General features: G+C 46.5%; 11 protein-coding genes. 10 read left to right on the plus strand and 1 reads right to left on the minus strand.

Translation table 11 applies throughout. The annotated features are described in order from the left end of the window. The first annotated feature begins 43 nt into the window (after positions 1 to 43). Entirely contained in the window at positions 44 to 2755 is a 2712-nt protein-coding gene (locus NKT06_RS31620; RefSeq protein WP_301289683.1) for an S-layer homology domain-containing protein, read from the plus strand. 772 nt (positions 2756 to 3527) lie between these two features. On the opposite strand, the gene NKT06_RS02650 is transcribed toward NKT06_RS31620, so the two are convergent. Further along, on the minus strand, positions 3528 to 4415 hold the full coding sequence (locus tag NKT06_RS02650) for a hypothetical protein (RefSeq protein ID WP_253429546.1): 888 nt from the start codon (positions 4413 to 4415) through the stop codon (positions 3528 to 3530). Between the two features lie 111 nt (positions 4416 to 4526). Between NKT06_RS02650 and NKT06_RS02655 the strand changes: the two genes are divergently transcribed. The 9 genes from NKT06_RS02655 to NKT06_RS02695 all read left to right on the plus strand — a co-directional run bounded on the left by NKT06_RS02655 (position 4527) and on the right by NKT06_RS02695 (position 14796). Next, complete coding sequence (locus NKT06_RS02655; RefSeq protein WP_253429549.1) at positions 4527 to 4940, plus strand: GNAT family N-acetyltransferase; 414 nt, start codon at positions 4527 to 4529, stop codon at positions 4938 to 4940. A gap of 157 nt (positions 4941 to 5097) precedes the next feature. Further along, entirely contained in the window at positions 5098 to 5475 is a 378-nt protein-coding gene (locus NKT06_RS02660; protein ID WP_253429552.1) for a ribbon-helix-helix domain-containing protein, read from the plus strand. Continuing rightward, positions 5465 to 6736 (plus strand): MFS transporter, encoded by a 1272-nt coding sequence (locus NKT06_RS02665; RefSeq protein ID WP_253442352.1) that lies wholly within the window; start codon positions 5465 to 5467, stop codon positions 6734 to 6736. Before NKT06_RS02660 ends, NKT06_RS02665 begins: the two co-directional genes overlap by 11 nt. 186 nt (positions 6737 to 6922) lie before the next feature. Next, positions 6923 to 7060, plus strand: a complete 138-nt coding sequence (locus NKT06_RS02670) for a hypothetical protein (RefSeq protein ID WP_161799395.1) — start codon at positions 6923 to 6925, stop codon at positions 7058 to 7060. Between the two features lie 118 nt (positions 7061 to 7178). Beyond that, positions 7179 to 9923 carry a lanthionine synthetase LanC family protein gene (locus NKT06_RS02675; RefSeq protein ID WP_253429555.1) on the plus strand — a complete coding sequence of 915 codons (2745 nt, stop codon included), beginning with the start codon at positions 7179 to 7181 and terminating at the stop codon, positions 9921 to 9923. After that, entirely contained in the window at positions 9901 to 10701 is an 801-nt protein-coding gene (locus tag NKT06_RS02680) for a hypothetical protein (RefSeq protein ID WP_253429558.1), read from the plus strand. The genes NKT06_RS02675 and NKT06_RS02680 overlap by 23 nt, the downstream gene beginning before the upstream one ends. Beyond that, positions 10698 to 12164, plus strand: coding sequence for a tetratricopeptide repeat protein (locus NKT06_RS02685; protein WP_253429561.1), 1467 nt, complete (start codon positions 10698 to 10700; stop codon positions 12162 to 12164). Before NKT06_RS02680 ends, NKT06_RS02685 begins: the two co-directional genes overlap by 4 nt. Next, positions 12146 to 13900: an alpha/beta hydrolase family protein gene (locus NKT06_RS02690; protein ID WP_253429564.1), complete on the plus strand. Its 1755-nt coding sequence runs from the start codon at positions 12146 to 12148 to the stop codon at positions 13898 to 13900. Before NKT06_RS02685 ends, NKT06_RS02690 begins: the two co-directional genes overlap by 19 nt. 263 nt (positions 13901 to 14163) lie before the next feature. Further along, positions 14164 to 14796, plus strand: coding sequence for an NAD(P)-dependent oxidoreductase (locus NKT06_RS02695; RefSeq protein ID WP_253429566.1), 633 nt, complete (start codon positions 14164 to 14166; stop codon positions 14794 to 14796). Positions 14797 to 14880: the final 84 nt, after the last annotated feature.

Consider the following 14880-nt stretch of genomic DNA (forward strand, 5'->3'; position numbering starts at 1 on the left):
TAAAAAATGAATTTACGATTAGGGGAGCGTGTATTAGTAAGCCATGAGAAAACCACTTAAAAAGTCACTGGCACTACTTCTAATGTTGTCTATGGTAGGTCCGACATTTGCAGAGAAGAGTTTTGCAGCCGATCAGAAGATTCAGTTCTCTGATATTAAGGGACACTGGGCGGAAGCGAATATTCAAGCATGGGGTGATGAAGGATTAATTCGAGGTTACCTGGATCGTTCATTTAAACCGAACACGTATATTACCAGAGCAGAATTTATGAATTTGGTAAACGGTGCTTTTGGATATTCCGGACAAGCTAAAATTACCTTTAACGATGTGTCTGAGAGTGCATGGTATTACGAAGCCATTTCTATTGCAAATGCAAATGGATATATAGATGGATACACCGATGGCACCATGAAGCCGCAAGATCCGATCACCCGTCAAGAAGCAGCTAAAGTGATTGCCGGTATTCTAAATTTGGAATTGAATGAAACAGCAGCGAATGTCTTTAGCGATTCATCATCTATTGCAGCTTGGAGCAAGGGAGCTGTAGGTGGAGCGGCAGCAGCGAAAATTATTGCTGGATATGCAGATGGAAGCTTCAAGCCGCTTAATTCCATTACGCGTGCCGAAGCAGTATCAGCACTCGTTAAGGCTGTAGAGACAGATTCGACTACAGCTGCCAAACCAGCTAAGCCAAAGGGAACGGCAACCGTACTGAATGTTAATCCCCCAGCAGATGAAGCTCGGTTGTCCGCCGTGAAGCACGGAGCCAATGCTGGAGACGACACCTTGAAAAATATTGCGGAGACCAATCCGTTTATTGATATTTTGGACGGTTTTGATCAAGTATGGTCCATGAACCAAGCGGACTGGAGAGATGGAACGGCGGCAACCAAAATTGGAGCTGACGGAAAAAATGCAAAGTATGGAGATGGACCGTCCCCATATTATGATGGCTTTAAGAATGATCCAACCGTAGCTGTCGCTGATCAGAAAACATATGCAAATGAAGAGATCCGAAACAAAGCGACTTGGGAAGCCAATATCAAATATGTAGAAAAGGTCACGCAAAATCGCACGGCTGAAGAGACATTGGCAGCCTACTATGATGACCAAAGAGATAAGATCTATAGCGTGATGGAGGGCTTTGGTCCGTTGGCTAACACGTATGTAGATATCATCAAGCCAAAGACAAACGTTGAACGAACGGTGGACGAGATGAATGTGGTATTGACCGAAGAAACGGTGGAAGATGAAAGCCAAGGCATTGGAGATTGGGATGCAAAAACGGAGCTTTCAGACTTGATCCATTTAGTTGATCTGGTTCGATTCAAAATTCCTGCCTCATCTAATCCCTCTAAATATTTCTACTCTTCCCCTAGACCGTGGAGAATGAATTCCAATGGAGAAGTGAAAGAAGTTGTTGACAGCAAAGGACTGCCTGTATGGGAAACCTTGGGTGAAGGTGAGAAAAAAGAAGTACCTTTGGCTTCAGGCGGAACCAAATCAACAGGAGAAAAACATTACCAGCAATACGAAACCAACGTTAAGCTTATTCCTGCGTTAACTTATGTCAAACGAATCGCTGAGGATGGAAGAGGAAAAGATGGCGGATTTCCGAGCGGACATACCAGTGCAGCTTATTTATCCGTATTTCCTTTGGCATACGCTACACCAGAACGATTCTCTGAATTGTTAACGAGAGCAGCTCAGTTGGGCGAGAATCGAGTCGTAGCAGGGATGCACTCACCACTTGATGTTATAGGAGGAAGAATACAATCCACAGCCATGGCTGCATATGCACTTAATCAGGCTGAGAACAGAGAAGTGTTAGAGAAAGGCTATGAGAATGCAGGGGAAGTATTTGGAGCTGCAGCCAAGGAAAAAAATATGAGTCTGTATGAATATGCACATACCGTAACAGAGGATTACACGTTTAAGAGTGCTTACGATGAACACAAATGGGAAGATCATGACGCCAATAAAGCCTTCTATAGAGAGAAGATGACGTATGGTCTGCCACAAACCGGAACCAAAGGTTTGGCTCCAGTCGTACCGCAAGGAGCAGAAGCCCTGTTAGAAACGCGTCAGCCGTATTTAACAGATGAGCAGCGCAGACAAGTACTGTATACAACATCGATTGATTCCGGTTATCCGGTTCTGGATGAATCCAAGGGCTGGGGTAGAATTGATCTGGTGACGGCTGCAGATGGATACGGAGCATTCTTGAACAACGTAACTGTGGATATGGACGCATCCAAAGGACGTTTCAATGCACAAGACTGGTGGAGAAATGATATCACGGGTAGCGGAATGCTGACGAAAAAGGGAACAGGAACCCTTACATTGACAGGGAAAAATAGCTATACTGGCGGAACATTGCTGCAAGCAGGAACACTGGTAGCTGAATCCGCAATGGCTTTTGGTACAGGTGATCTGTATGTAGAAAATGGAACAGTTGTTGTGAATGTCGATGGAGCATTAAACTTGAATAGAAACTTCACCATGGATAAGGGTACGCTGGAGTTGGTTGTCGCTGATGGCAACAGTCAACTGAATGTCGGCAGAAAGCTCTATATTGATGGAGGAAGTCTCAAACTCGACTTGTCCAATTATAAGATTGAAGGTTCCAAAGATATTACGTTAATCACGGCGAATGGAGTTACAGGTGAATTCGACAGTGTAACGGCAGATGGTTATAACGTTACGGTCACATACGAAAATGGTCGTGTCATTGCACATGTTGCAGCCAAATAAGTGAAGTAATTATCCATGATACAAAGTGAACTAAAGAAGGTTACACATGTCACTTCGATGACAGAATAACCTTCCGATCATTCTTCGCAAGACAAAATTAGTAATATAGAAAAGGGCTGAAGCTACAATGTAGTTTCAGCCCTTTTTGCGTACAGACTTGCAGAATTTATAGCGTGTCTTCAAACTTACTGAAAGCCGAGGCGTACATGAACGGGTCCAGAGTAGGCAACTGCGCAGCATAATGATGTACGAGCAGGGATCAGGATGCCTCGCGGCTTCCCTATTTTCCTCTACCAATAAAAATTTTCGCTTCGTAAGGGAGGGGCACGAGCTTGTCCTCTCAGTCGCTCTTGGAACAGAGCATGAGCAGGGATTGAGCGCTAACGAATCTGAGGCGTCTTATTTAAGGGTTTGAAGCACCCGCAGAAATCTAAGGAATCTGAGACACGTTATATCGAAATGTATGGCGTTTTAGAGCGTTTTTATCGAGCGATTTTGGGAAATAACGTGTCTGAGGTTCTTTACAATTTTGAAAGAGGCTGTAGAGGTAATATAAGACGTCCTGAGTTCCTTAGAAAATCGAATGGCTACTCAATAGGATCAGCCAGACGGAAGCTCGATAATTTTGGGACACTGACATCCATCATCGTATAGCATGCCGAGTAAGGAGACACGTCCTGATCGGTGGAAATCCAGTCGAGAGAGGAACGAGTCTCGTATCATCGAGGTGGGTATCTAAGTTTAATCATACGGAAGCGGCTGGATGCGTAGGTTATTCGTCGGTGTTGGTACCAGATGTACGACGTGTGTTCACTTCCATCTCTGTAGAGGCTTGCTTCATTGGTTCCATCTCCGTATGCCCTGCATAAGGGCGATCACTGCGAGAGCGTGTTCCGGTCAGACCGAAGCCTGAAGTGAACAAGATCAACTGTAATCCAAGGGCGTAGGGCGTAGCCACAAGTCCAATCAGATGGAGCAAGGAGCATAGCGCGATCAGCAAGGAGAGCATTTTGGTTATTGTACCTGGTGTATCCCGGCGTGGGCTGGCCCAGAGCAGGTAACCATATATTATGGTGATCATTAAGGAAATCGCGCGGATCCATGGCAAGATGCTGTCCCATGAGTCTACAGGCACATCCAACATCCGCTGACGAAATACCAGATCTGTAACCAGAAACCCTGTAGCCGCCAGTGCGGCTGGTTCAGCTAGGGGCCGAAGGAGGGTCCAGACCGCTGCGCCCCAATGATCAGCATGCGTATCCCGGCTGAGTTCATCTGATAATACGGTGCATTCTCGTTCCAGCGCTCTGTGCATCAGTCCGAGTTTGGCAGGATCATGTTCCTTAATACAGTCACGGATCTGATCTTGTAGCTGAGGGGATAGGTAAGATGCAGCTTTGCAGGCTAACATTGCCGTGATCAGATCATTATGTTCGTGTTCCGACCGTTCATAATTCCGATTTTCCTGGATGGTAAGTTGTCCCAAGAGGGCTGTACTTATGTATAATGTATCTCGTATCCTTCGCATTCGCCTTTCGTGGCTGCGGCGAACTTCAGTGGCAGACCATATGTATATCCCCAGAAGCAAAGCCATGACGCCAAGCAGCACAGCCACAGCACCTGGGCGAGATGTTAGATCTTCAATCCAACGTTGAAACACACTTGTTCCTCCTTTGCAGCAACTTCACGTATCATGAAACACGCTTCACGTAAGCTTTCTCTCACTATTACACAGGAAGTAGATGAATTCAAGCAGAAAGGGGCACAATTCATGGATCATGTGAGTATTGAACACACACCACCCGCAGCAGTGGAGTATCTTGCCTTGCGGCAGATTGCCGGCCTTAGTGCAATGAGCAGGGAAGGGGCGGAGATTGGATTACCGAATAGCCTGTTTGCCGTATGTCTGCGTGAAGAGGATATGCTGATAGGCATGGGGCGAGTGATTGGAGATGGAGGTTGTTTCTTTCAGGTCGTCGATATTGCTGTACACCCGGATGTTCAGGGAATGGGGTATGGAAAACTGATCATGAGCGAAATTATGAATTATCTGCGTAAAGCAGTACCTGCCCGTGGTTTGGTCAGTCTTCTGGCGGATGTTCCGGCTGATCAACTTTATGCTCAATTTGGATTTGAATACACCAGCCCAAAATCGGAGGGTATGTGGTGGAGGCAGGGAGACTAGTGAACTAGTTAAAAACATATTCGGCGAACCTTTGGATAAATCCGAAGGTTTTTTGCTTTACAACCATTTATTTACAGGTATAATGTAATTTAAAACCAATTTACGATTTACAAATTACGATATACGCGTGCACTCGTGAAGAATGGAGGAATTGAATATGTACAATGACCAGAAAGCTCAGTTTAACCAGATGGTGGAACGATCTGTGGAGCAGGCGAACAAAAATCTTTCGGGAGCTAAGGGAGTTGTTTCCGTTCGATTAAGTCAGGAGGAGATTGATATCATAGATCAGCTTGTATTTCTTGAGTTAGCCAAAAACCGTTCTGACGCAACTGCGATGTTGATTAGGGAAGGCATACGAACACATCAGGCCTTATTAAACGAGATACGTGAGTATACAGCTGAACTGGAACGGGTAAAAGCCAAGATACAACAGACCATTCGAGATTCAGGTTTAGTAGCGCGTCTGCATCGTAATAGTGATGAAGAATCTATTACGTACGATGGAGAGGTGCGTGAAAAAGATGAAAAGTGAGATTCGCGGCGACAGCTATCGAGCGGTTTTGCGCCTTCCTTCTTTTGTTGTGCTACTTGTTGGCAGATTGATTTCCGGGGCAGGTCAGATTTTATTTTCTATGGCAACGATGTGGTATATCCTCCAATTAACGGAGTCGGCACTCGCTGCTGCACTGATTCCGATGCTGCCTTATCTGATCTATGCATTTCTAGGCATTCCCCTGGCTACGATCAGTGATCGCCTGCCGAAGAAACAACTTTTGATCTGGACAGATATACTGCGCGCAGGTATAGCCTGTCTTCTGGCACTTTTGTTCATGACAGATTCCATGCTTCCTTGGCATATTTACGCAGCCAATCTGCTCATTGCAATTCTTGGTTTTTTGTTCAATCCGGCTACCCAGACAGTCATCCCCGCAATTTTGCCAGAACCTACAAAACAATTAGCTCCAGCCAATGCATTACTGAACTCTTCCTCCAAAACGATTGAATTGCTTGGATACGCCATGGGGGGGATATTGATTGCGCTCATCTCCGTTCAGTCCATCTTGTTCATCTATGCAGTTACGTTTCTGTTATCCGCCATATCCATTTTCTTTATCCGCATCCCTGTAACCAAAGTCGTGAAACAAAAAGGAGTCTCTGGTTTTGTCAAAGATAGCATGCAGGGAATTACATTCCTGTTTTCCCGTAAAATTTTGGCCTGCTGCATTATCTTTGGAGCCATTATCAATTTTGCAGGTGCGCCATTGCATATTTTCACGCCGATTTTTGCCAATATGGTGCTGCAAGCCGGACCGCAAGGCTACGGTCTTCTTCAGTCAGCCTTTGCCGCTGGCAGTATTGCAGGCTCTCTGCTCAGTGGCAAATATGCCAAACGACTCTCGCTCGCTCACTGGTTTTTGATTAGTTATCTCATCTCAGGCACAAGTTTGCTGCTCATGCCGATGTTTCCTAACCTGTATATCGCTATTGCGTGTTCATTTTTGTTGATGATGGGACTTGCTCTTGTGAATGTACCCTTGGTTACTTCCATTCTTTTATCCACACCTGAAGAAAAAAGAGGACGTGTCATGAACAGCATGGGTGTCTTGATGAGTGGCATTAGTAACCCGCTTGGTCTGTTACTGGGAGGGTGGTTCATCGAAACGTACAACCCTTCATGGGTGTACATGGGGATTGGTACATTTGTTATTTGTATGGGCATGGCAAGCCTGTTTGTCCGACCTTTCCGTGAAGAACGGAGCAAGCGTACGAGACAACAAACGACCTCTGTGTAATCTGGAATCTGATGTCATATTGCGCCTCTTTTTAGTCCAAAGAAACATGTAATGTGACATGATCAGGCGGGATAAATGGATTTAATAAATAATTTATGTAAAATAATTCAATTAAAAAGAAGGAATATCAAAATTTATGTAGAATTTGGTTTATAAGAGGGGGAGACAAATGGGAGGTAATTTATCATGGAAAACAAGGAAATTTTATCTGTACAGGATTTGATGGCACTAGAGGTTGAAGAGGATAACAACATGTTTGAGGAAACAAGCTTGTGTACAGTGTGCAGCTGGACTAGCTCACAAACAATCGTTGTCGAGAGCTAGGAACTTCTTTACACGCTCTATTCACTGAATCATTTGAAAGATAAGTCTTTGGTTTTCGCGCATTACTAAAATAATTGTACCTCCCCCTCTTACTTTATCCAAAAAGGAGTGATTCTCATTGAAATTCGCAAGCGTAACCCCCAAGAAGGACGCCTTTGAGAACGCTTTGGAACATATAATACGAGAACTTCCCCAATCCATCCAATGGTCGAATGACGGCCATTGGATTTGTTTTAGACCGGAGGAATTAAGGCTTCCCGCGCAGGGGTGGAAAATCCATATATCGGTCATCCCTGTGGAAGGAGCTGAATTGCTGCGCCGTATTGCACCTGTTCTCACAGAAAATGAAGTGCAATGGAAAGTAGTGAGCAGTGGGCTGAAACTGATTGAAACATCTAACGGTTCCATACCTCTCCCTCAGACTGGGAAATGTGTCACTATCTACGCACGAGACGAAGAACAGTTCTTGAAGTTACTTGAACTAATGCATTCATGTACAGGTGATCTGGAAGGACCAGCTATTCCGACAGATCGGGCATACCTCGGCAGCCAGTGTGTATTTTACCGTTATGGTGCATTCACGGATCGTTTCTACTATGACCGTTACTCGGGTGCAAAAGTATATGCCATCCAGAATCCTGAAGGTAAGCTGGAGGAGGATCGAAGAACACCTGGCAGGTACAAACCGGATTGGGTGAATGAACCCGAGGAGTTACTGCGCATCCAAGCCATGGAGAAAAATCAGGTGACTTCTCGTCATGCCGATTCCAATAACAATGAGTTTGGTATACGAAACATTCGTGTAAGGCGTGTGCTTAAGAAATCCGGCAAGGGCGGAGTATTTCTCATCTCTGGCACATCGTATGAACAGGCTGTCATGAAAGAAGCAGTCTACCGCATGCGTGTAGACGGTGGTGGGCGGTCTGCTCATGACTATCTGGATAATGAATATCGTGTGCTTGATCTGATGAAGGATACGGGGGTTACCCCGAGGCCGCTTGATCTGTTTAGTACTGAAAATAACCGCTATCTGATCCTGGAGTATTTTGAAAGCATCAGCTTGCGTGAATATATCCATCGCAGACATGTGGCCGCAGATTACAACCTGGCGGATATGCATCGGATGGGTGTACATATTCTCGATATGGTGCAGCAATGTCATGATAAAGGAATTGTGATCAATGATCTGACTCCCAACAATATTGTTGTGCTGACGGACGGAAGTGTACGCCTGATTGATCTTGAACTGGCTTATGTTAGAAGTGATGAGAACCAGGCTGATCCATTGACCGGTCATACTCCGGGCTATGTGCCACGAGGGCGTGAGCACAGCAGGCGATCCAGTCATGCAGATGATCTGTATGCACTGGGAGCCGTCTTTTATTACATGGCTTCATCCATCGACCCCTATCTGAAATATCGACAATCCCATCTGGAAGCTGCACAAGCTTATCTGGATCATCAAAGTAATACACAACTTCGTGGCTTGGGAAGTCTGGGTATTGAGATCATGTCTGGCGGATATGTGAAGTTATCAGATATTCGTGAAACGTTGGTTGCATTACTGGAGCAGCAAGAGGTCCGTTCAGGAGGAAGCAGGGATGTAATAGAGAAGGATGAATGCAATATGGAACCAGAAGAAGTGCTCCGTCAGGCTGAGCGTATGGTAAACACACTGTATACTTCTCTTGATTTTAATAGCCCCTTGCAACTGTTCCCGGAAAACAGTATGAGCAAGATGTTTCATCCGGCTAATTTTAACTTTGGGTGGACAGGGATGATTTTTGGTTTTAATCAGCTTGGTCAGATTACAGAGAACAGACAATATCATCAATATGCGTATGAAGTATTGGAATGGATTTTGAAGAATCACCCTTACGTTCCAGATGAGACACCTGTAGCATTATACTTTGGATATGGCGCTGTCCCCTGGGCAATGGCAGAGACGGCTGAACGAATAAAAGATCCATCGTTGCTGCGACGTGCAGAGGATCTGGCATTGGAAATCACCCGACATGAGCCAGTGCAGACCAATATTAGTCATGGAGCTGCGGGTTTGGGATTGATGCTGCTTGAAATATACCGTATTGGAGGCCGCCCTGAACTTCTGGCAAGAGCAGAGGAACTGGGTGTCTATATTTTGGAACAAGAAGAGCGGACAGACGAATCATTGAGTTTGTGGAAAGTAAAAGATAAATCGGACAAAAAAGGTCATCATTCCCTTGGATTCTCTCATGGCATTGCAGGCATCGGGTATGTTCTACTTGCCTTGGCAGAGCGTACAGGAAAGGAAGCGTACTATTCTGCTGTGAAGCGAATTGTACATACACTCGACCGTACAAGTTATGGCGGACAGAATGGCGTGAGTCTGTGGCCCGCATCGCCTGAAAAACCAGATACACTCTGGGTGCACTGGTGTAATGGATCGGCGGGTATTGGTCGATTCCTAATGGCAGCGGCTGATATTTTGCAAGATCCCCTCTGCACTAGACTAGGACTTCAAGCAGCAGATGCAGTGGCACAGGCAACGGTATTTGCTTCTTTTGGGCAATGTCACGGAATTGCAGGTAATGGAGATTTTCTGCTCTTGGCCAATCGCAGGTTCCCGGGCAGATATGAAACCAAACTAGCGGAATACACACAGAGCTTGCATGTATTGCGAAGTGATCAACGGGAAGATATATGGATGTGGCCTCTGGAGGATATGGAGTCGTTCTCCCCGGATTATATGACGGGATATATGGGGATCTATACATTCCTGCTTCGCCGGTTTTATCCGTCTATTGCATCCGAACCACTGGTTTACTCAGGTTTTGATCATGACAGGGAGGGAAAAGTGTATGATGCTAACATCCATGTCTGAACTTCTGCCGCAATGCCAGCATGAATCGGGAAAGACGGGTAATCGCTATTATGCCGTTGAACCTGGAAATGAGGATACCCTATCTTCGCTCATGGTAATTGATCAGGGAGAAGGGCAGTATACACTGGATTTATGGAGTGAAACGCATTCCAATTCTTATTGGGAAGATCGAATGTCATCCGTTTTGGACAAAATGACATGGTCCTCTCTCTATGCAACCACTCCTGCTTCATTTCCGTGGGAGAAGCTTGGATACCGGGCAGATGTTCTTGCCCATCGATACCGGTTTTTCGGCAAGCTGAAGGACGTTCCCGTGCCGGCTATGCCTAATGAAGACGCGGTTTGGATGTCTGCGGAGGGGCAGGTGGATTCTCTGGCACACTTGCTCCAGGACAGTGATCCTACCTGTCCAAGTTGGGAAGCTGCTCGTCAAGCTATCCGAGATATTGATGAGGGGGTGTATGGCAAGTTGCTGAAGGGTTCCGGCCTTGTGGAACTGGAGGGAAGGAAGATCGGGGGCTGCCTGTTAAGCGATGAGTTCGGCAGTATACTCCTTGCTCATATCTTCACGATACCTGAAGCGAAACGTCAAGGTTGGGCCCGTTGGCTTGCTGCATATGGCCTCCATCGGTGCAGTTCCAATCCGAATCAGCGGGTTAAAGCTTCACTGGATGCAAACAACCGGGGCAGTTATCAATTGATGACGGCACTGAATCTACAACAGGTACCTGAACTTATACACGTATGCCGTATCACGAAAGTGAGTGAGTTTTCATGATGCCTGTCCCACTGGAAAGTACGGATTATCATGATCTGAGAAGTAAATGGTATCGTGCGAGTCATGAACCCGGGTTGTTTGTCGTTGAAGGGACATCGGATGCAGTGAAGCATGAAATTCACAAATTGACAACGCATTGGCAGGATAAAGCTATCCAAATCGCGGTTGATGATCCGTATGCTACTCTCCCGCTGATCTATCAATTAAGTCCGGTTAAACCCATAGATGATCTTGTAGCATGTAAAAATGCGTTATTGAGATTCCAAAGATCAGGGTGGACACCTGGCAATAGGAAATGGGTTCTGATTGAAATATCTTCCTACCTTCACCCTGCGGATCTGGGAGCCATCCACTATATCCTGTATCGACAGAAATTAAGGGGAGTAAGTGTCGTACTTTTTTTTCATCGATATCCAACCATAGCGAGCAATCCTGAGGACATAGCCAAACTTCCGGTATCCCTTGTCAGGGATACGCCTGATCAGACCCGACGTTTGTTGGAGGAACATCTACGGATGGTAAGCAAGGATAAAGGGAAGGAGAAAGAGGCCGCATTGGCGCTCTATAACAGGCTGGCCTGGATTTTGTTGTCCAAATCGGATAATCCGGCCCGCTACAGGTCCTGTTTTCATTTCTTTGACCATAATTCGTTATTTCAACGTTTGTCAGTGACACAGCAGGCAGTACTCTGGTTTGAGCTGGGTCAGCTGTTGACCAAAAACGGGAAGTATTATGCCGAAGCACGACACTGTTATTCGAAAGCTCGGGAAATCCTTGCCCATGAAGAACTAACGGAAACGTATCGTACCGGGAAATGGGCTGCGCTTGATAATGGTGAAGCATTAATTGAGATGCAGGAGGGCAATGTAGAACGTGCAATTATGTTGGAGCGACAGGCGGGACAGCGTATACGACAGCTTCCTGAGGGACCTGATCAGCGAGTTTTTCAGATTCAGACCCTACTCAACATTGCGGGGTTGCAGCTCCGGGCGGGGCACTATGCAGAGGCAGGTAAGACGTTGCTGGCTGCGGAGAAGCGATGTGTTGATACGTATGCAGATTGGCTGGGGCATGTGCTGCAATTAAAAATGGTATTACATCAACAGCTTGGTGAGCAGGAGCAGGAATACGAACTGTTGATTCAATTGTTACGTATGAAGACAAACACGGTCCATTCCAAACTGCTTGGCCGTGCGGTGGAAATCGCTGGCGCGCTGATTACTCAAGGGTTAGAGGAACGGGCATCCCGGGTGTACCGTCTATTGATGATGGGGCTGCCGGTTGCCAGTCTGCCACAGATCAGGTTGATTCGGGAAACATTAGGCAGACTGGGGACCGTTACGCCCCTAGATGCATACACGCAGGACCAGTATATTGATAAACTGGAATCGCAATTGGAGGGATGGGAGCAGTTAAAGAGCTGGAATGAGAGGAGGAAATCCGGTTGGGTTATCCATTCCTGACACGAATGAGTGTGAATAAGGAACGAACGAGTATGCTATTGGGTTATGATGACAACACATGCGAATGGTGCAGTCTTGATGATACAGGCCGCATGGGTAGCCGGAAGATCCTCTCTGAACATGGGACGGAGTCAGAGCAGCACACGCAGCATATTCAGTTCATTGGAAGGAACCAGGTTCTGGTGATTACACAGGACAAGGCGGGGAAATGGCTTCATATATACGAGAATGAGGAGCGAGCAATTCTGGTACAGAGCCGATTTGTGAAGTTTCCATTTCCTGTGATGCAAGCCGCGTGGCAAGAGGAGCGATTACTCCTGCTATTTTCCATTAGGAATCGGTCAGGGTCTGTTCGTATAGGTCTTTATGATCCGGAAAAGGATGAAGCGAGATGGGTTACTCCTGATCTGGATCAGCCGCAATTTGTATTCTGGTCTGCATCTACACGAGAGGTCGGCGTAAACGTTGGTGGATTCGGAAGAGTGTATTCGTATTCCCAAGACATCCTTCCATCATCCGAAATCCCTTATACGGAGTATGCCTACCCTGTGATGGATAAGCAGGGTGACCTGGTAGCGGTATCGATTCCTGTGGAACATGGTTTCCAGCCTGGATGGATCAGGCAAGGAGAGGGATTGGTACATGTATGTTCAATGGATAGCGAACCCTTCTCTGAACTGATCAGAATGCAACTCGATGCACATCAACAGCTCGTCCTCTGTGAAGGGATAACCTGCGGCAGGTGGCAATATGTTCAATATACATTGGACAGAGAGAAGAGATTTGAGCTACGTGATTATCCGGGAATCTTGACACAGGCTGTGCTCAGCAGGGACAGGCAGGGATTGATCGGAAAATATGAATCTATTGTCCGCCCTCCTGCGCCGGGAATATACCGTTTTTCAGAGCAAACGAGTACGAGTACCCCTTTCCCGATTGGGAGAGATGAGAGAACTGGCAACTATCCTGGCGAGGAACCAGATGTAATCTATGGGAGGATTCGTTATGGACAAGACATGATTCCGTACATGGACATGCACCCGGAGGGTGCTGAACAGGTGGTTATCTATCTCCATGGGGGGCCTCATAATTGCCTGTTTGACAGCTTTAGTCCGGTCATCAGCGGATTATATCAGGCAGGAGTGCGGGTCATCGGGTTGAACTATCCCGGCAGTTCAGGGTTTGGCACGGATTACAGGATGCTCATTCAGAACGACTGGGGCGGCGTGGATGCAGAAGTCATCCAGTTCATGCGGGAGCAGATGTTATCTTCCTATTCAAACGTCTCTCTCTATGGCGTGAGCTATGGGGCTTATCTGGCATTGCTGGTAGCAGGTAAAAGTCCTGCGCTATGGAGTAATGTGGTTGCCTGTGCACCGTTCACAGATCTGGAAAGACTGTACGCAGGCGGAGGAGCGAAGCTGAGATCATTCTTGCAAACGGAAATCGGTGAGCTTTTGCATGATCCATCTGCCCTGCGGGATCGAAGCCCAACAGCCTATGTATCCGGGCTCAGTGAGGTGAATATTCAATTCATTCACGGTCAGGAGGATCAATTGTGTCCTGTAGAGCAGACGGAGAGATTGTATCGGGACATTATGGAAAACAAGCGGTTGTCTGGAGCTGTAGGCAGGATTGAGCTTCATATCGAGGATATGGCGCATGAAGCTTATTCGGAGCGAATCTGGGCGCAGAAGGCTGTTGATTTTCTAACCTACAGTAGAGTATCCACGTAAGATAAATACGTGATATTGAAGCCGCAAATGCGGCTTTTTTGGCGATGGTTAAGGTAATGATACGGAACGGAAAAGCGGTTGGTGACGTGTTGTTCGTGGGATGTTGCATAGTATCAGAGGTTAAGTGAATGAACATTAACGTTTACAAGATGTCACATCCGGTTTAAGATGGCGTGAGCCGTTTAAGGTATATAACAATAGGATTAAGTATTAAAATAACGGTAAGTTGTTGAGATAATATCTACAGAAAAGAGGGAATTGATATGAAAGTAGCCATTTTTGGAGCAACCGGCGCGATTGGCAAGACGATACTGTGGGAGCTGATGGATCGTGGACATGAAGTGACAGCAGTGGTACGTGATCCATCCAAAATTGAGATGGTGCATGAGCGTTTGCGTGTAGAACAGGGAGATCTGCTTAACCCGGATCAGGTGGCTGATTTTGCAGCGGGTCAGGAAGCGGTTGTGAGTGCATATGGGCCGAAGTTCGGTGGAGAAGAAGAGATGCTGGAAGTGACACGTTCGTTGATCGAGGGTGTGCGCCGGGCAAAAGCAGGACGTTTGATTGTAGTGGGTGGAGCGGGAAGCCTGCTGACCGATTCCGGTGATATGCTGATGGATACGCCTGGCTTCCCGGAAGAAGTCAAACCACTGGCGAAAGCACATGCAGATGCATATGACCTGATTGAAGCATCGGGTATTCACTGGACCTACATGAGCCCCGCTGCGACAATCACAACAGGACGCCGGACAGGCCAGTTCCGAGTTGGGATGAACCGTGTGATTACGGATGATATCGGGGAAAGCTCGATTTCCGTTGGTGATTTTGCAGCGGCTTTGGTGGACGAACTGGACGATCCGCAGTTTATTCAAGCGCGGTTTACAGTAGGTTACTAAGCGTAAACAGGCTTTGGAATGGATGATTTAATCTGAAGATCTCGTACACGGAATCGATAGAGTTTCCGATGATGTATCGATTGG

The sequence above is a fragment of the Paenibacillus sp. 1781tsa1 genome, assembly GCF_024159265.1.
Classification (GTDB): domain Bacteria; phylum Bacillota; class Bacilli; order Paenibacillales; family Paenibacillaceae; genus Paenibacillus.

What these genes read in the sequence shown, in the direction of transcription:
- NKT06_RS02655 (WP_253429549.1), top strand. Translation starts at nt 4,527, where the DNA reads ATGGATCATGTGAGTATTGAACACACACCACCCGCAGCAGTGGAGTAT.
- NKT06_RS02680 (WP_253429558.1), top strand. Translation starts at nt 9,901, where the DNA reads ATGATGCTAACATCCATGTCTGAACTTCTGCCGCAATGCCAGCATGAA.
- NKT06_RS02665 (WP_253442352.1), top strand. Translation starts at nt 5,465, where the DNA reads ATGAAAAGTGAGATTCGCGGCGACAGCTATCGAGCGGTTTTGCGCCTT.
- NKT06_RS02685 (WP_253429561.1), top strand. Translation starts at nt 10,698, where the DNA reads ATGATGCCTGTCCCACTGGAAAGTACGGATTATCATGATCTGAGAAGT.
- NKT06_RS02695 (WP_253429566.1), top strand. Translation starts at nt 14,164, where the DNA reads ATGAAAGTAGCCATTTTTGGAGCAACCGGCGCGATTGGCAAGACGATA.
- NKT06_RS31620 (WP_301289683.1), top strand. Translation starts at nt 44, where the DNA reads ATGAGAAAACCACTTAAAAAGTCACTGGCACTACTTCTAATGTTGTCT.
- NKT06_RS02660 (WP_253429552.1), top strand. Translation starts at nt 5,098, where the DNA reads ATGTACAATGACCAGAAAGCTCAGTTTAACCAGATGGTGGAACGATCT.
- NKT06_RS02670 (WP_161799395.1), top strand. Translation starts at nt 6,923, where the DNA reads ATGGAAAACAAGGAAATTTTATCTGTACAGGATTTGATGGCACTAGAG.